The sequence below is a fragment of the Caulobacter sp. AP07 genome, assembly GCF_000281955.1.
GTDB lineage: Bacteria > Pseudomonadota > Alphaproteobacteria > Caulobacterales > Caulobacteraceae > Caulobacter.
Map to the genome: position 1 here is coordinate 38,404 of NZ_AKKF01000167.1, position 17,298 is coordinate 55,701.

Sequence of the window (17,298 nt, forward strand, 5' to 3'; positions counted from 1 at the left end):
GTCGCGGCCGGCCGGGGCCGGTCAGATTTCCACCGGCCGGCGACACCCTCAGAGGGGCAAGCACATCGCCGGATCGGCCGTGCGATCCGCGCCGTCCTGGCGCAGGTGGACCAGCGCGTTGGCCCGCGTCAGGGCCGCGTGTCCCGAGGCCTCCTGCTTGTCGATGATCACCGTGCCGTCCGCCCGGCGCTCGGCCAGCAGAAAGAGATCGCGGTCCGCGGCGGCGGCTGGGACCAGCACGCTGTCGTCCTCGCTCCAGTCCAGGGCCGCCCGGGCGTCCCGCCCGGCCAGCGCCGCGATGGCCGGGGCGAGCAGCACGCGGGCGGCGACCAGGGCGGCCGTGGGATTGCCGGGAAGCCCCACGATCAGGCGGTCGGCGAGCACGGCGGCCCAGACCGGCTTGCCCGGCCGCATGCGCACGCCTTCGAACAAGAGGGTCGCGCCGGCCTGGCCCGCCGCCGATCGGCCCAGGTCCCGCTCGCTGCGCGAGGCGCCGCCGACGATCACCAGGACATCGGCGTGGGTCGCTTGACGCCGGACGGCGTCCAGCAGGATCTCGCCGACGTCCTTGCAATAGGTCCGGTCGACGACCTCTCCGCCCCAGGCCTGGATCAGGGCGGCCACCCCGTACGAGACGCTGTCGGGCGTCCGCCGGGCGGCATCGGACGGCGGGGCAATCTCGTCGCCGGTGACCAGGAGGCGAACGCGAGGCCGGCGCACGACCGTCAAGGTCGTCGCCTCGGCGGCGGCGGCGGCCATCATCGCCCCGGGACCGAGAACGGATCCGACCGGCAACAACGGCGCGCCGGCGGAGAAGTCCGAACCGGCCGGTCGCACATGCGCCTTGTCGCCCGGCCAGGCCACCAGGCGCACCTCGCCGCCGGCGGCGGAGGTCGCCTCATCGACGATGACCCGGTCGGCGCGATCGGGCAGGGTCGCGCCCGTCGTGACGCGCACGGCCTGCCCCGGCTGGAGGCGCCCGACGAAGGGCGCGCCCGGATAGGCCGCGCCAACGAGCTTTAGCCCGTCACGCATGGCCAAGAGATCCGACGAGGCGATGGCGTATCCGTCCATGGCCGAGAGCGCCGCGGCCGGCCGCGCCCGCGCGGCGAAGACCGGCTGCGCCAAGACGCGCCCATGGCCGGCCTCCAGGCCGACGGCCTCTGCCTCCAGCGGCGAGACGGCGCCCAGCAGGCGCCCAAGCGCCTCGTCGTAGCTGGGCAAGCCCGGCGCGGCGCAGGTCAGAGGCTCGCCGGCCAAGTCGCGCCGAACGGCTCCCCCGGTCACGAGGGATGTCTTCGCGCCGACCGCGTGATTCTGTTTAGGCTTCACGTCGCCAAGGGATCTGAAGGTCGGGTTCACGATGGGCGAAGCGCTGGATGTGATCGGCGACGATGGTTTCAAGACCCTCGAAGCCCTCGGCCGCGCCCGTGACCTTGACGATCAGCGCATCGTCTTCGGCGTCCAGGCGGCAGTTGCTGTCCCCAAAATCGATGTCGGCGCGCTGGGGCGTGAAGTCGACCTTGAAATGATGGCCCCAGTGCTTGGCCAGTTGCTGGAGGTAGCGCGAGCCGTTGACCGTCGGGATGCGGGCGATGGAACTGGGCATGTCAAACCTGTGGACGGGACCTGGGGGCGGACCGTGCGGGAGTGCCATGCCGCGGTCGAGCCGCCCATACCCCTGACGAGGGACCCGCGCGGCCGGGGCCGCAGGCTCACCCTTGGGGGTGATGGACGTCGCGGCGGTCGCGACGGAGACTCGCCGCTCTTGGACGCCGTGGGCGGTGAGGCGACCTTTTCGAACGGGCGAGGACGGGGCGTGCATACCGCGTTTGATCTCAACAAGTCGATGTTCGCCCTGACGGTCGATGGTCAGGCGGCCGATCGCGACGTCCTGCTCGATTGGGAAGCGCGCGATCGTCTGGGCGTGATCATCGACCGGCCGGTCGGCGCGCTCGGGGCGGGGCTGCTGACCCTGATGACGATCACCGCCTTCTACGACGTTCGCGGCAAGAAGCGCCGCCAACGCCCCCTGTACCCCGATATCTTTCTCATCCACGCGGGCGGCCCCTGGGGCCCGTTCGTGTCGTTCGATTTTTGGCCCGACCACAAGGAAGTGTTCGTCGAGGCCGAGCCCCGCGAACTCCTGCGCGGCATCAACCATCTCGGCCTCACCCATCTGGCCCTGCCCGACCGTCCGCGGGCCGCCGTCGTTCATCGTTTCAAGGAGCCGGAGGCGGCGCGCGACCGGTTGAAGATGTGTTTCGCCTACGGCCCCGACGGCCGGGTAGAGGGGGGCGACATCGCTATCCGGTCCGACCACCCGGCGGTGTTCGACAATTTCGACGCCGTCTTGAACATCAAGCGACAACTGGCGGATTTGGCGTCGGCGCCGCGGTCCTCGATCCCCCGGCGCTTGCAATCGACGTCGAGCGACGAGAACAAGCGCGCCTTCGCCTATATTTCCGCGCGGGCGCAGGCCGAGGCCAGGCCCGACCACCCCGATCACCTGGCGGCCGCCGCGCGATTGGCCAAGGCCCGCGGGGGAGCGGGCCTGACCGAGACCCTGCGCAGGGTCTCGGTGGATTGCGCGCTGGAAATGCTGGGCTGACGTGGCCCCGACCCAATGGGCCGCGGGAAAACGCGGCTCAATGCCCCCTCAACCCGCGCTTGCGCGAAAATGCCGCAGAACCTGGAAGGCGCGTCTTAACCGGAGCGCGAACAAGATCGAGGCCATGACCGTCACGACCCAAGCCACACCCGATCGCTTTGGCGCCAGGATCGTGCGTCCCGTGGCCGTGGTGATCGTCATCACCCTGCTCACGCTGCTGGCCTCGGCGTTCTGGGCCGCCAAGCGCAGCGACGACCTGGCGATGGATCGCCAGCGCGCCATCGTTCAACGGGCCGTGGACACCGCCCAGCAGGACCTGTTGGCCGAACAGCAGATCGTCGCGATCTGGGACGATCCGGTCAAACGGCTCGCCGCGCCGAGCCCGGCGGACCTGCAATGGGCCAACGACAATATCGGCATGTGGCTCAACACGCGCTTTGGCCAGGACGAGGTCTATCTGCTGTCGGGGACCAACGCGCCTCTCTACGCCATGCAACTGGGCGAGCGGCGGCCGGCGACGGCGTTCGCCAGCGCCGGGCCGGACTTGGCGGCGATGGTGCGGCGCCTGCGCCAGGTGAGCGACGACGCCATCACCGGCCTGGTGCAAGTCAACGGCAAGCCGTCCTTCGTCAGCCTCTCGAAGATGATCCCGTTGACCGGCGCGGCGCGGCGCACGCCCGGCGCGGAGCCGGTGGTCGTCAGCGTCGTCCATCTCGAGGGTGGTTTCGCCGAGCGCCTCGATCGCCGAAACCTGTTGGCCGGCGCTCGGTTCGGGCCCTCGCCGACGACCGCTCGCGGCGAGATTTCCGAGGAGTTGAAGGACAGAGGGGGGCGAACGATCGGCTATGTGTCCTGGCGCCCCGCCCTGCCCGGCCGATCGGTGTTGCAGGTGATCTTACCCTTTTCGATCTTCGCGTTCGTGATCGTCGCCGCCGCCCTGGGGCTTCTGGTGCGCAATCTCAAGCGGTCCGGCCGCCGGCTGCAGGCCAGCGAGGCCCATGCGCAGCATCTGGCCTATCACGACGTCCTGACCGGCCTGCCCAACCGCGCGCTGTTCGCCGATCGCCTCGATCAGGCCCTGGCCCGGGTGCGGCGCGGCGACGAAATGGTCGCCCTGCTCTATCTGGATCTGGACCGTTTCAAGGCCGTCAACGATCGCCTGGGACACGCGGCCGGCGACGCCCTGATCCGGGAATTCGCGAGCCGGGTGGGTTTGCTGCTCCGCGCCGGCGACACCTTGGCGCGCTTTGGCGGCGACGAATTCGCCGTCATTCAGGGCGGCGTGCGCGATCACGACAGCGTCGAGGCGCTGTGCGCCCGCATTCGCCAAGCCGTGGCCGAGCCGTTCGAGATCCTTGGCGCACAGGCCTTCGTAGGGGTCAGTATCGGCGTGGCCTTCGCCCCCGAACACGCCGGCGATCGTGTCGAACTGGCCCGCAAGGCCGATATCGCCCTCTACCGCGCCAAGGCCCTGGGGCGTGACCGCTTCGAGGTCTTCGCCGAACATCTCGACGAAAGCGTCAACCATCGCGCGCGGATCGAGGCGGCTCTGCGCACGGCGATGACCAGCGGACAGGGGCTGGCGGTTCACTACCAGCCCCAGTACGCCAACAGCGGCGCGACGCTCGTCGGCTTCGAAGCCCTGGTGCGCTGGACAGACCCGACGTCCGGCGTGATGAGCCCCGACCATTTCATCCCCATCGCCGAGGAGACCGGCCTGATCGTCGAACTGGGCGAGTGGGTGTTGGCTCAGGCGTGTCTGGTGTCTGCCCGGCAACCGGCTCTGACCATGTCGGTGAACGTCTCGGCCGTGCAGTTGCGCGCCGCCGACGCCGCCGAACGCCTCCTGGCCGTGATCGCCGCCAGCGGCGCCAATCCGCGGGCCATCGAGCTGGAGATCACCGAGACGGCTTTCCTCGACGATGTGGAAAGCCTGAGCGAGGCGATCGGCAAGCTGCGCGCAGCCGGGGTGCGGCTGGCGCTCGACGACTTTGGGACCGGCTATTCAAGTTTGGCGCGCCTGCAGCGTTTCGCGGTCGATCGCATCAAGATCGATGGCTCCTTCGTCCGCAACCTGGGCTCGGCGGGGGACTCGCGGGCGATCGTGGCGGCGGTGATCAATCTGGCCGCCGCCCTGCGTATCGAGGTGACGGCCGAGGGTGTCGAGACCGCCGAGCAGATGCGTCTGCTCGGCGACCTGGGCTGTCGTGAAATGCAGGGCTTTCTGTTTTCGAAAGCGGTGCCGGAGAGCCAGCTTCGCCGCATGTTGGCGCGGGCGGCCTCCTAGAGCCTGTTGGCGAGCTCACGAAAATGCAGCAGGACCGCCGGCTTGGACGCGTCGCCCGCCGTCTTCTAGGACGCCTGGTTCGCGGAATATCCGAACGAGGCCGCCGCGCTGAGCCGTCTGCGCGTGGCGCCCAACGCTCTCTGGGCGCGGGGGGCAAGGCGAGCATCAACCGCAGTTCAGCCCGTTGACGGCAGGGAGCACTTCTTGACCAACGCTGTTGTTTCCAAGCCGGCGGCTTCCTGCCTTAGCCTTGCGGGACGGATCAACGACGATATTTTCTGCGGTCGCTGGCAAGGCAGCCCTGTGCGCGAAAGACGGCCGCGCGGAAGCTCTCGCTGTCCAGGGCGAAGTTGCGCTCCCACCCTAAGCGTTTGACCTCGATATTTGCTTCCTCGTCCGCTTGGTCGATCCATGCATTCAGGTCGTCATTCGAAAAGACGAACGATGTCATGAAATACAAGGTTGAGGTTTTCATCTCCATCTTTGGAGCCGACCCGATCTTGATCGAGAAATCCCGCGCCGGCGCCGAATAGGGAAGCTTCGGCGAGCGGATCGTGAGAACGTTGTAGTCGCCTCCTGGTGCACGGTCGTGGCGCAGCGTGAGGGTGATGGCGTCCCCCTCCTCGCCGCCCTTCGTCACCAAGCATTCGTAGTAGTAGTCCAGCGGCCCGCGGCACTCGCTGCGCCAGTCGCCGATCGGCAATACGGTCTGGCAGTCCGCCGGCCGCGCGGCGGTCGCCGAGGCTGTCGCCAAGACGCCGCACACAACCGCCGCCGCCGCCAATATCCATCTGGCCTGGACCAGCAAGTGCACGGGCTTCTGGGAGGCTGGGTCCAGCGAACCGCTTCGTCGATGTCTGCGAACGTCCAGAACCCTTGATTTTACGGGGGAGCTTGGGCTTGAATCTGCCGTCGCATCATTGGATGAGCGGGTCTTGGAGCGAGCCGCGCACCAACCTGTTGCAATCGAGCGGACCATAATCCATCTCCGATGGCTGTGACGCAGCCCTTCCATCGCAAAGCCTAGGCAACCTAGCGCTGACAGATAGGGCAAGAAATCAAGTTTGGACGGACATCCAGACACCCCTGGGCGCCGGCATGAATAGCTCTGTATCTCGCGGTGCTTGAAAGCGAAGAACGGTCTCGTCAGCGATAGGCCGATGGCGCCGGAGCCGGGTTGCGCAGAGAGGCCTCACGGGAGCAAGCCTCCTCGGGCCCGTCGATCGTTCCCCAGTAGAAGGTGTCGCCGGCGTATTGCAGGGCCGTGGACGAGGCCAGCTTCACCGTTTCGTTGTGTTTGAGTACGCGGATCTTGCACCCGTAGTCGGTCCCTCGGTCGCCAGGGGTTGGGAGGCCGCGCCGCACATAGACCGGGGTCGAAACCGTGACCGTGCGGGAGAACGAACCGCGCTTGCCGCCGTCCTTGAAGCCCTCGGCGACCTGTTTCAGCACGCTGCAGCCGAACGGATAGAGATCGCTAACGCTTTGGGGCTTGCAATCGGCCGCCGACAGCTTGCCTAGAAACACCGCTGGCCTGGCTCCGCCGATATTGGTGGCCGCTTGGTTCGCCAACAGCGCCTTCGGCGAGATCAGCTTTGTCGCTGTTTCCACGAAGGGGTTGGGCTTCTTGAAGGATTCGACCGACACCTGCTGCACGCCGGCGCTGCAGGTGTCGAAACACCACTGGTCGAGGACGGCGTTTTCAAACGTCGGAAACTGAGGGTTGGGCTTCACCAAGTCGACGACCTGACGGCGCAGTTCGAGGGCGAAGAGGTTGATGTCCTGCCCCTTCCAGCTGTCGAACAGGGTGACGAATTTTCGCGAGAACGGAGAGCCGAGTTTGGCCTTTGCGTCCTCGCCAGACAGCTTGTCCGCCGAGGTTTGGGTATATTTGGCCGAGTAGAGAATGAAAGAGTTGGTCGGCGTGTAGTCCTGCCGCCGCAGACCGCCTGTCGAGGCATAGGGCCGCCCCCCGGCATAGGGGTTCTCGCGACAGGCATCGACGATCCAGACCTGAATCGTCGCGGCGCGGGCCTCGATCGCCTCCATCCAGTCGCGGATGGGGATCATCCTTTCCTTCATGGCGTATTCGCCGCCGAGGGCCTGACTGCTCGGGCTGTCGTAGGGAACGAACATGTTCTCCCCACGAATATCCAGGCCGTGTCCCGAATAGTAGACGAGCACCTCGTCGTGCTCGTCGATGGTATCGAGAAACTTGTCGAAAGCGGTGATGAGCTTGTCCTTCGATGCCTGCTCCTCAAGCACGGTGGTGACGATGTATCCGGCGTTGGTGAGCTTGGGCGCGATGGCCTCGATATCCACGACGGGATTGTCCAGCGGCTTGCCAAGCTGTGGATACGTCGCGATCCCCACAAGGAAGGCTCGTCTGGCGGCGAACGCCGGCGAAGCGAAACAGGTCAGCAGAACGGCGATGAGAAGCAGGCTGCGGCAACGGTTCATCGCGCGCATCCTCAGGCCTTGAGGCCTTGCTTGAAGAGCGCCGCTTCGAGATCGCGGCGCAGGAGCAGGCCCTTCATGTCGGGATCGTCGGCCCACAAACGCTTCATGCTGATGAGCTGATCAGGGATCTTCGCGAATTCCTTCCTGACCATGGCGAGCTTGATCGCCCGCATCTCGGCGTAGCGATCGGTTGTCTTCTTGAAGCTGGCGCCACGGTTGTAGACCAGCGACACCAGCGCTCCCAAACTGTCGTCGGAGAGCAGGTTGGTATTTGGCAAGGTTCCAATCGTTTCGGCGACAAACCGCGGTAGCGTCGTGGTGGTGAACTGGCCGTAGGCGGCGTCCCAGCCGATGCGCAGGCTCGCCAGTTGGGGCAGCAAGGCCTTGGCGGCGGGACCGGTGACTTCGCAGGCGGACTCAAGCCTCGCCAAGTCCGTGGCGCCGAGGACTTTGCCCCAATCCTCCCGCAGATAGGCGGCGGTCACATAGCCCAGGTCATAGCCGATCCCCAGCGTGACGCCTGACTGGCCCTTGGGCCAGATCGGTTGTTGGTACTTGGCTTCGTAGCGTTTGCGATCGCTGACCTCGAGCGTGACAATCATCTTCACGGCGTCAGGAGAGATCGCTCGCTTCGACGGGGCTCTACGCGGGGCGATCGCCTTGGTGACCGTCTCCTCGTAGAGCGTCTGAAGGCCTTCCCGGTCACCGTGCGTGGCTTCGAGCACCTCAGGTTCGGCCAACGCGGTGTTCAGGAGATTTTCGAAGGGCGTGACGGCTGGTTGCGCCGTCAATGCACTTGGCGTGGCCAGCGCCGCGCCCATGCCAAATAGCGCCGCTCGTCGCGCAATCATCCCCAATGTCCCCATGAGCCTAGGTTACGTGGAACGCACCGCCCAGGCGAACATCGGACGTCTCTCCGACGTGACTGATGCTGAAAACTTGAACAACCCGCCCCGGCTGTAATTGGCAGTGCAACATCTATAGATGGTGGAGTCAAGTCAGGCCAAGCTTGACGGCTTGCCCTTGCTCGCGCTTCCAAATCGGCGCGCTCTTGGGGCTGACGGAGTGACTGGTCCTCGAAACGTCAACGTCCTGGAAGGGAGCCAAGGACCGTTCCTGGGACGCAGCGATCCTCGGTCATGCGGCTTCCAACGCCTACCGGCTACCCGTCTCAGGCACTAGCCAGATCGACTTTTGAACCTCGGTCCGGTCGCTCCCAATACCAAGGAGATGATCCGTTTTCCTGATTGGCGGCCGCGCGCCGTCGCCGCGTGTATTTCTGGGGCCTCGCGCGGACGATCTCCACCGGCCCGGCGCCTTCGACAGGCGTCGTGCCGGCGGAGACCCCGAGTTCCTAGGCTTGGGCGGTGTAGCGCTCGGCCAGCCACGTGTGAAACTGATGGACCGACTTTTCCATCCAGGAATAGTTGCCCTGCTCGGCGAACCGAGACGACTGGCCCTGGCGCACCGTCTCACAGGCCAACTCGTCCTCGTCCCAGGTGGGGACCAGGGCGGCGGTGTAGGCGTCGCGAACCGCCGCGAAGTCTGGCCGGTCGTACGAGGCCTCCGTCACCAGGATGTCCCAGCGCGCCGTCAGGCGGTCGACGCTGTGAACGTCCATGTCGAGGATGACCACCGAGCAGGGATCGATCAGCATGTGGAACATCGGAAAGACGTTCACGACGATGAACGCGTTGGCGTGGCGCTCCGGAAGACCCGGAACCGGATCGAAGAAGGTGTCGATCGACCCGCCGTCCGGGGCCGGCAGCCAGAACAGGTTGTAGGGTCCGTCGACGTCCTCGTAGATCCCCTTGCGCGCCGGGGCCATGGGCTCGAACGTCGTGGGATGGACATAGGGCTGGTGATAGGCCTCGGTGAAATTGTCGAGCGTGGCCTTCCAATTGCCGGGCCAGGCCTTCTCCCGCATGGTCGAGCACTTCATCGACGCCAGCCCGAACGGCTCAAGAACCGCGTCGAGGGTCTTCAGACGCGGCGACAGCGGCTCGGCGTCCCTGTCAAAATTGAAGAAGACGAACCCCTGCCAGACATCGACGGCGAACTCCGGCAGGCTCTCGCCTTCCGGCGAATAGCCTTCCTGCATGTAGGGCGCGGCGGCCAGGGTTCCGTCGGTTCGATAGCGCCACCCGTGATAGGGACAGACGAACCCCTTCTTGCCGCAGTTGCCCGCGCCGGAGGCGACCGGATAGCCGCGGTGGCGACAGGCGGCGGAGAAGGCTTTGATGCCGCCCTTGTGGTCGCGCATGATGATCACCGTCTCGTCGAACCGACGCAGGGTGAAATAGTCGCCGGGGTTGGCGACCTGATCGACGCGACCGGCGTAGATCCATTCGCGGGTCAGCACCTTTTCGACTTCGAAGCGGTGAAAGTCGGGGTCGGTATAGCAACGCGGCGGCAGAACCCGGGCGATCTCGAAGGGCTTCATCACCGCGTCGAAGGCCGCCCGAGCAACGCCGCCCAGGCTATTGTGATGGGAAGCAGCGTCCGTCGCCGGACGTTGTTGTTGGATCAAGGTCGTCATGGTTCCGCCTCTGCCTCGGCACGTTGGCCAAAGCATCCCGCGCCCGGCTTCGGCTCGCCATACCCTCGCTGGGGTAGCGCTGGGCCTTGTCAGGCCCGGACCAGGCCGGGTCGGTGGTCTGCGAAGTCGCGGGGCCCGACACAGGACGCCAAGAGCGTTCTGAGGGACGAGGCTGCGCGATCCTAGCCGATCTCGCCCTAGGTTTCCCAACCGGCGAAGAAGATCCCGAAAAGTTCGGTCTGGCTGGAGATGTTGAGCTTGGCGTAGGCGCGCTTGCGGTGCGTGGCCACGGTGTTGGCGGCGATGCCGAGCAGTTCGGCGACCGCCTCGGCGCGATAACCGACGACGATCGCGGCGCAGACGTCCGCCTCGCGCGGCGTGAGGCCGGCCTGGTGCTGGAGCAGGATCCGGCGCAGCGCCCCCAGTTTTCGCTCGCGCATGAGGCGCAGGTTGGAACCGCCCGCATCGACCGTGGCGGCATGTCTGCGCACCAGGCTGACCAGGAGCGGCGAGATCGACAGCAAGGCCTGGACCTCCTCGGGACGATAGCCGGCGGCGGTCGAGGAGAGGCCGACATAGAGCGTGCTGGAGGCCTGCCGCCGGAAAATGGAGATCTCCTCGGCCGCGTCCATGTCGTCGAAATATTTCAGGCGGATCTTGCCCTCGCGGTCGCCCGCGTGCTGCAGGAGCCAGTCGACCGAACCCAGCGCGCCGCGGCTGTGAAGTTTGAACACGTCGTCGTCGGCGTAGTCCTCCAGCGCATAGTCGCGCGAGATCTTCCGCGCCCGCGCGGTCAGGTCGTCGTCGAGACCCTCGGTCAGCAGGACCCTTCCGCCGCCCTTGTCCTCGAGCTCGATGGCGAAGAGCACGGAGAGGGAGGCGTAGTGGCCGCAGAACGCATAGAGCCGTCGCTCGAACGTCTCGGAGCCGAGGGTGTCGATCAGACCCGCCAGGCGCACAAGGGCGTCCTCGCCGGCCGGTGATTGATCGACGAGATCGGGGCGCATCTACCCCCCCGACCCGCAGGGGCCAGGGCGCGCCGTCTCCGCCCTGCCCCCTGCGTCAAGATCGGTCTTGTCCATGTGTCGCGCCTGCGGCCCAAGGACCATAGATGGGTCCAAGGCCCCAGCCTCCCGGTTCAACACGATGACGCCGCCGATCCCGTCACGCCTAGAACTTGACTCCGGCCTGGAGGCCAAAGAGGCGGCGGTCGCTGTAGACCCGAGAGTACCACGCGGTTCCCGTAAAGAAACCGAACACGTGGTACTTCTGGTCGGTTAGATTGTTGACGTAGGCGTCCAGGTGCCACTGCCTTGGCCCCGCCGGCGCGGTCAGGGAGATGCGCGCGTTGCCGAGCACGAGGCTGCCGTCGCCGGTGTAGCTGAAGTTATAGGCGTCGAAATAGACCTTACTGCGATAGTTCCAGTCGGTGCTCAGGCGGATGTTGTATCCGTTGCTCAGGTCGAAATCGTAGGCGGCCGACGTCGAGGCGGTCCATTTGGGCGCATAGGCCAAGCGGTGGCCGGCCAAACTGATGGGCTGACCCGCAAAGAGCGTGTGATACTCGTCGAAACGCGCGTCCGTGTAGCCGAGCGAGCCCGACAGGCGCAGATGCGCCACAACGGCCGCCTCGGCCTCGACCTCGAAACCCTTGACCGTGGAGGATCCGGCGTTGCTGAGCTTGACCCCGGCCCCGCTGGCGCCCGTCGACAGGATCTGCTGGTCCGACAACTCGTAATAGAACCCCGAGGAGTTGAGGCGAAGCCGGTTGTCGAAGAACTCCAGCTTCGCGCCCGCCTCATAGGAGCGAAGAATTTCGGGACGAACCGTGGCGATGGCGTCGGGCGTGGAGGCAAACAGGTTGTAGCCCCCGGACCGGAAGCCCTCGGCGGCCTTGACGTAAAGCAGGGCGTCGTCGGACGGCTTGTAGTTCAGCGTCAGGTCCCAGGTCGCCCGGTTCCAGGTGTTGGTCTCGTGTTGGCCGAACCGCACGTCGACCGCCGGATCGACGACGAATGGCGGATGGGCGATGTCAAAGCCGATCAGGGTGTCGTCGGTGAAGTCATAGCCACCGCTGAAGACATCGAGGCCGACGATGTCGACTTTCTTGCGCTCGGAGGAATAGCGAAGGCCGCCGATGACGGAAAACCGCTCGTCGATCTTGAACGTCACGTTGGTGAAGGCCGCCAAGGTCTGGGTCTTCTGGTCGGCGTCGTCGCGAAGGATATTGTCTCGCGGCGGCCCAAACAGCACGCTGCCGGTGGAGGTCGGAGCCTTGGCGCGGTCATACTGAGCGAAAAGGCCGAAGACGCCGCTCAGGCGGCGTCCGGCGGGGCTGGCGGCGCGCACTTCCTGACTGATCTGCCAGGCGTGCAGGTCCTGCCGCGTACCGAAGAAGTCGGTCGCGTTGCCATCGTCGTTGGTGCGGATCTTGTAGTCGATCTTTTGGTAGCCGGTGATCGCCGTCAGGCTCCAGTCGCCGGCGTCCTGGTCGATGCGCAGATTGAGCCCGGAATTGCTGTATTTCTCGAAGCTCTGGGTCTCGTCGTTGACCTCGCCGGGCGCCTCGTAGGTCTTGGGGAGGCTGGAGCCGTTGCAGTTGGCGTAGGGCGTGTTGGTCGGGTCGAAGCGGGCCGGATCGCAAATGTTCTGGACGAAGCCGCCATGGTACAGGGTCGCGTCGCCATTGCTGCGCATCCCAAACAGCTTCAGGTTGACGCGGGTGGCGTCGCTCGGGGTCCATTCGAATTGGGCGCGGCCGGCGAGCATCCGGTTCTCGCCGAGGTCCTGACCGTTGAAGACGTTGCGGACGTAGGCGTCGCGGTTCTCGTAGCGAAGGTCGAACCGCGCGGCGAGCGTGTCCGAAATGGGCGTGTTGAGGACCCCCTCGAGGGTGCGCTTGTTGTATTCACCGGTGATCAGGTCGGCGTTGACGTAGCCGCCCAATTGCTTTTGAGGACGGGCCGAATAATAGGCCACGGCGCCGCCCGTGGTGTTCTTGCCAAACAGCGTGCCTTGCGGACCGCGCAGCACCTCGACGCGATCCAGGTCGAACAGCTGAGAGCCGATGCCGAAGCTGTAGGGCTGATAGACGTCGTCGATATAGATCGCCACCGGACTGGCGCCGGCCTGCGAAAAGTCGGTCGCGCCCAGGCCGCGGATCGCAAAACGGGTGTTGCCGCCGGCATAGCCGCTCGTGGCGAAGAGATTGGGCGTGATGCGGGCCAGTTGCACCGCGTCGGTGATGCCCTGCCGGGCCAACTGCTCGCCGGCGACCGCGGTGACGGCGGTCGAGACGTCCTGGACATTGGTCGCGCGTCGCGTCGCGGTGACGATGATTTCGTCCAGGGCGATCTTGTCCCCGTCGCGCGCCGCCGCCGCGGGCTGGGCGACCTCCTTGGTCTCTTGCGCGTGGGCGCCGCTACAGGCGAGCACCAGCGCCGTTGTCGACAATAGCGTGGTGGTGAAGCTCATCGGTCGCATTGAAGTCTCTCCCCTTGAGCGCCGCCACGACCTGGACCTAATGCCCGACCTGGTTTTTTGGCGAACGCCGATACGCAGTTCACTGGTAGGAGAGGAGACGGCCCATACCCTCAACGGGTTACGGCTCAACCGCCTCTTGGCAATAGAATAGGCGCCCGTCGCCGCGCCCGCTTCCGATCAGGCACGACGCCTTCTCCGCAAGACCTTTGGTCGACGACCCGTTTGGCGCTCAAACCGTATTGGCGCGACCTAATCATCGGCCTGATGATTTAGCGACGTGGCATAGTGTCAGGGTCAATACCTGCCTAGTCTGGCGGAGGGCCAGTCTTGGTCAGGTCGCGGCGCCCCGGTCCGAACGCGCCGAACGCTCGGCCTGCAGCGCGCACGCCAGGCAGAGAACCGCGCAGGCGGCCGCGACCAGGGCGGTGGACATCGACACATTGGAGCCGAGGCTCGAAAGCGGCGGGGTCAGGGCGCTGAGCGCGAATTCCGCCACGCCGATGACCGCCGAAGCAGCTCCCGCCTGGGCGGGATCGGCCCGCTGCATGGCCACGGATACCGAATTGCCCAGGGTCAGCCCCAGCAGGCCGATCCAGAGGACCAGGAGCGACGACAGCAGGATGTCGCTTTCCAGGTGAAGGCCGACAACGGTCAACAGGCCCAAGGCGCAGATCACCTGGCCCCAGAGACCCAGCGCCAGCAACCGGCCCGCCGAAGCGCGCGCCAGCGCCCAGACATTGATCTGGCAAAAGGCGATGAACGCCGCCGACGACAGCGCATAGAGCGCCGTATAGGCGCCGGTGGACCAACCGCGCTGCTGGATGAACATGAACGCGCTGCCGGCCAACAGGGCGAACATGCCGCCCATGGCGAAGGCCGTGACCAAGGTCCCCCACAGAAAAGGCGCGACGTTCAGCAGCGCCCCATAGGCCCTCAGAGACATCCAGAACCTTGTCTTGATCCGTCGGCTGGCCGGAAGGCTCTCGCGCAGGTCGACCCAGGCCCAGGCCAGGCAGACCCCGCCCGCGCCGGCCAGCAGGAGAAAGATCGCGCGCCACGAGGTGACGCTCAACAGGCCCCCGCCCACCAGCGGGGCGACCATCGCCGTCACGCCCAGCACCAGCATCAGGACCGAATAGATGCGGGCCGAAGCGTCCGGCGGCCACAGATCGCTGACCACGGCGCGGGCCAGAACCATGCCGGCCGAAGCGCCGACGGCCTGCAGAAGCCGCGCCAACAGCAGCAACTGCAGGCTCGGCGCGGCCGCCGCCATCAAGGCGCCGATGATGTAGACGACAAGCCCCATCAGCATCGGACCGCGACGACCCAGCCGGTCGCTCAGCGGACCCCAGAACGCCTGGCCGACCGCCGCCCCGACCATGAACAGGCCGAGCGTCCATTGCGCCGCCGTGGCGTCGACCTGGAAATCGCGCTGCACGGCCGGAAGCGCGGGGACATAGCTGTCGATGGCCATGGCGCCGGTGGCGGTCAACAGGCCAAGCAGCGCCACGCGGGGGCGGGCCATGCGCGCGGCGTCGGACCCCAGAGCGAGGTCCGAGGTCACGAGGCGGGCATGGCGGCGGCCAGATCCTCTGGCGGCGCGGGCGCCTCGCCGCGCTGCTCGGCGTGGAGCTTTCGCCGCATGAGGCGGCGCGCCCGAACCCCGGCGGCGTCGTAGGCCAGGATGGCCGGACGCAGATCCCAGAAGTCCTTGCCTTCCATGCCCTCCTGGACCGCTTCCAGCATCGGCGCGTCCTCCAGGTCGAAGGCGAACTTCATCGCCTCCACATGCTCTTCGTCGGTGATCGGCGCGTCGCGTTCGGCGCCGGAGGCCCAGAAATAGTGGGTCGTGGTCGCCGTTTCCGGGCAGAGAATATGCGACGACGGCTGCAACGCCCGGGCGTCGTCGGGGGCGTCGGCCAGCCGCAGCTCGATGTGCAGGTACATCGAGGCCGGCGCGTTCCAGCGGATATAGTCCGTCTCGCGGATCTGGCGCCCGTTGGCCGGCAGATAGCCCTCGCTGAACGGCGAGGGCGGATACTGCGCGATCGTGTAGTGCGCGTAGAGGGTCTCCTCCTCCTGCGAGAACGCCACCTCCGGAACCCAGTCGTCGCCGCCGAAGGCGGGGTGGAGATAGCGCGTATGGGTCAGGTCCATCAGATTGTCGGTGATGACCTCGAAATGGGCCCCCACCGCCGAATAGCCCTTCACCACGCGGTAGGCCGGATCGAGGTGGTAGCCGAAATCGGGGATCGACCCCGGATCGGCCAGTTCGGGTTGGCCCGGCCACAACCACAGGCAGGCGTCGCGTTCGACGACGGGAAAACTGCGGACCTCGGCCCCGGGCGGAACCGCGAGGCCAAAGGGGCTGTCGACGCACTTGCCCGCGGCCGAGAAGCCCAGGCCGTGATAGCCGCAGCGGATCATCTCGCCCTGCACCTGACCCCTGGAGAGCGGGGCGAAGCGGTGCGGGCACCGGTTGATCAGGGCCGCGGCCTGACCCGTCGCGGTCCGGAACAAGACGATCGGCATGTCGAGCACCCGGCGTGCCAACGGCGCGGCCGTCAGTTCGTCGGTCCAGGCGACCATGTACCAGGCGTTCAGGACAAAGTTCGTCATCACGTTCTCCAAGGCCTAGGCCAGGTCCAACCGTCCGGACTCAAACGTTCTCAAGAGGTTCGGTCCGCGCCTCCGTCAGCGCCCAGTCTCGGTCCTGGACCGGCGCGCCGCCAAGCCCCAGTCCCCGCAGCCGCTCGCGATAGGCGTGGGCGATGTTGTCGACCTGAAGATGGATTTCGTGACGGGCGTTGAGCGGAATGTCATCCTGGGTCATCCCGGCCAGGATGCCGATGTCCTCCAGGTTGACGTGGTCAAGCCCTTCGATCAGGGCGCGGTGATGCTCGTCGACGTGCCGGGTGTCCTTCATGAACTGGAACACCCGGCAGGCATGCGCGCTCGTGGGGCTGGCGATGTCGTAGAGCCTCATGTCGTGGCCGGTGCCGTCGCGGACCGTGAAGTCGATCGCGAACGGCAGGACGATGCGATAGGTATATTCGCACGGGCGCGGCGCGCCGCCGAAGGGCGTTTCGACATAGACCGCAACCAGGGTGACGCTGTCTTTCTGATGGGTCACCTTGCCGGCCGCGACCGGGTCGGAGGGCTTGCCGCCCAAGGTCGCGCCATGCACCACCGGCAGGTGGCCGATGTCGAAGAAGTTCTCCACCTGGCGCGCCGAGGAGACCGGCCAATCCCGGGTCTTGATGAAGACCACGTCCTCGGGACGGGAATCGACCAGGTCCGGGAAGACCGGCAGGTCGCGGTCGGGGTCGGGAACCAGGCAGGTCCACACCAGGCCGTATCGCACCTGGACCGGAAAGGTCTCGACCCGATAGTTGCGCGGAATCCGCGCGTCCGGCCCGACGGCGGGAATGCGGGTGCATTGCCCCGTCTCGTCGAAGGCGAGCGCATGATAGGGGCAGATGATCTGTCCGTCCTCGACCTGGCCGCCGCTCAGCCGCACGTGGCGGTGGGGACAACGGTCGCGCGCGACGGCCAGGCCGTTGGCGCCGCGGAAGACCACCAGGTCGACGTCGAGCAGGCGCGCCTTGAACGGCGCGGCGCCGACTTCGACCACCTCGGCGATCGGAAACCAGAAGCGCGAGAGCACGTCCCAGTCGCCCGGAGAAATCCCCGAACCGTCCGGCCGAAGCGAAGGGCCAGGGGTAGAATCGTGTTGCAGAAACAAGGGAAACCTCCAACCCAGTGCGCTCGGCGCCCCTTTCCAAAATGCCCTCGCGCCACCGCTCGGCGCCGCAAAGGCTTGGCGGCAGAGCGGCTCGGCGCACGGTGATCGGAGCTGTGGCGATTTTGGGTTCTGGGGTCGCCCGGGCCTATACCCGCAAAGGGGGAGACGCCCTC

General features: G+C 66.4%; 13 protein-coding genes. 2 read left to right on the plus strand and 11 right to left on the minus strand.

Annotated elements, in window-relative coordinates; all coding sequences use genetic code 11:
* Window positions 1–48: 48 nt before the first annotated feature.
* Window positions 49–1,260, minus strand: a complete 1,212-nt coding sequence (locus tag PMI01_RS14500; RefSeq protein ID WP_051989967.1) for a molybdopterin molybdotransferase MoeA — start codon at window positions 1,258–1,260, stop codon at window positions 49–51.
* 61 nt (window positions 1,261–1,321) lie between these two features.
* Window positions 1,322–1,609, minus strand: coding sequence for a DUF2218 domain-containing protein (locus tag PMI01_RS27155; RefSeq protein ID WP_007670020.1), 288 nt, complete (start codon window positions 1,607–1,609; stop codon window positions 1,322–1,324).
* A gap of 159 nt (window positions 1,610–1,768) precedes the next feature.
* Between PMI01_RS27155 and PMI01_RS27160 the strand changes: the two genes are divergently transcribed.
* Window positions 1,769–2,611: a hypothetical protein gene (locus PMI01_RS27160; protein ID WP_157223783.1), complete on the plus strand. Its 843-nt coding sequence runs from the start codon at window positions 1,769–1,771 to the stop codon at window positions 2,609–2,611.
* Window positions 2,612–2,735: 124 nt separating this feature from the next.
* A complete protein-coding gene (locus PMI01_RS14515) occupies window positions 2,736–4,898 on the plus strand; it encodes a putative bifunctional diguanylate cyclase/phosphodiesterase (protein ID WP_007670022.1) in 2,163 nt (720 codons plus the stop codon).
* A gap of 262 nt (window positions 4,899–5,160) precedes the next feature.
* Here the strand turns inward: PMI01_RS14515 and PMI01_RS14520 are convergent, their stop codons facing one another.
* From PMI01_RS14520 to PMI01_RS27390, 9 genes are all read right to left on the minus strand, one after another.
* Window positions 5,161–5,706: a hypothetical protein gene (locus PMI01_RS14520; RefSeq protein ID WP_157223784.1), complete on the minus strand. Its 546-nt coding sequence runs from the start codon at window positions 5,704–5,706 to the stop codon at window positions 5,161–5,163.
* Window positions 5,707–6,044: 338 nt separating this feature from the next.
* The gene (locus tag PMI01_RS14525) at window positions 6,045–7,358 is read right to left on the minus strand and encodes a caspase family protein (protein ID WP_007670032.1); all 1,314 of its coding nucleotides are present in this window, start codon (window positions 7,356–7,358) and stop codon (window positions 6,045–6,047) included.
* Window positions 7,359–7,369: 11 nt separating this feature from the next.
* Complete coding sequence (locus PMI01_RS14530; protein WP_007670034.1) at window positions 7,370–8,179, minus strand: hypothetical protein; 810 nt, start codon at window positions 8,177–8,179, stop codon at window positions 7,370–7,372.
* 533 nt (window positions 8,180–8,712) lie between these two features.
* Complete coding sequence (locus PMI01_RS14535) at window positions 8,713–9,897, minus strand: aromatic ring-hydroxylating oxygenase subunit alpha (RefSeq protein WP_007670042.1); 1,185 nt, start codon at window positions 9,895–9,897, stop codon at window positions 8,713–8,715.
* A 197-nt stretch (window positions 9,898–10,094) separates the two neighbouring features.
* Complete coding sequence (locus PMI01_RS26095) at window positions 10,095–10,904, minus strand: helix-turn-helix transcriptional regulator (protein ID WP_081497688.1); 810 nt, start codon at window positions 10,902–10,904, stop codon at window positions 10,095–10,097.
* A 163-nt stretch (window positions 10,905–11,067) separates the two neighbouring features.
* Entirely contained in the window at window positions 11,068–13,380 is a 2,313-nt protein-coding gene (locus tag PMI01_RS14545; protein ID WP_007670048.1) for a TonB-dependent receptor, read from the minus strand.
* Window positions 13,381–13,711: 331 nt separating this feature from the next.
* Window positions 13,712–14,905 carry a Bcr/CflA family efflux MFS transporter gene (locus PMI01_RS14550; RefSeq protein ID WP_157223785.1) on the minus strand — a complete coding sequence of 398 codons (1,194 nt, stop codon included), beginning with the start codon at window positions 14,903–14,905 and terminating at the stop codon, window positions 13,712–13,714.
* Window positions 14,906–14,940: 35 nt separating this feature from the next.
* A complete protein-coding gene (locus tag PMI01_RS14555) occupies window positions 14,941–15,999 on the minus strand; it encodes an aromatic ring-hydroxylating dioxygenase subunit alpha (protein WP_007670050.1) in 1,059 nt (352 codons plus the stop codon).
* Between the two features lie 40 nt (window positions 16,000–16,039).
* On the minus strand, window positions 16,040–17,047 hold the full coding sequence (locus PMI01_RS27390) for a Rieske 2Fe-2S domain-containing protein (protein WP_051989969.1): 1,008 nt from the start codon (window positions 17,045–17,047) through the stop codon (window positions 16,040–16,042).
* Between the last annotated feature and the right edge of the window lie 251 nt (window positions 17,048–17,298).

Coding starts and splice junctions, on each gene's coding strand:
- PMI01_RS27155 (WP_007670020.1), bottom strand. CDS start 1,609: ATGCCCAGTTCCATCGCCCGCATCCCGACGGTCAACGGCTCGCGCTAC.
- PMI01_RS14515 (WP_007670022.1), top strand. CDS start 2,736: ATGACCGTCACGACCCAAGCCACACCCGATCGCTTTGGCGCCAGGATC.
- PMI01_RS14525 (WP_007670032.1), bottom strand. CDS start 7,358: ATGAACCGTTGCCGCAGCCTGCTTCTCATCGCCGTTCTGCTGACCTGT.
- PMI01_RS14530 (WP_007670034.1), bottom strand. CDS start 8,179: ATGGGCGCGGCGCTGGCCACGCCAAGTGCATTGACGGCGCAACCAGCC.
- PMI01_RS14535 (WP_007670042.1), bottom strand. CDS start 9,897: ATGACGACCTTGATCCAACAACAACGTCCGGCGACGGACGCTGCTTCC.
- PMI01_RS26095 (WP_081497688.1), bottom strand. CDS start 10,904: ATGCGCCCCGATCTCGTCGATCAATCACCGGCCGGCGAGGACGCCCTT.
- PMI01_RS14545 (WP_007670048.1), bottom strand. CDS start 13,380: ATGCGACCGATGAGCTTCACCACCACGCTATTGTCGACAACGGCGCTG.
- PMI01_RS14550 (WP_157223785.1), bottom strand. CDS start 14,905: ATGGCCCGCCCCCGCGTGGCGCTGCTTGGCCTGTTGACCGCCACCGGC.
- PMI01_RS14555 (WP_007670050.1), bottom strand. CDS start 15,999: ATGACGAACTTTGTCCTGAACGCCTGGTACATGGTCGCCTGGACCGAC.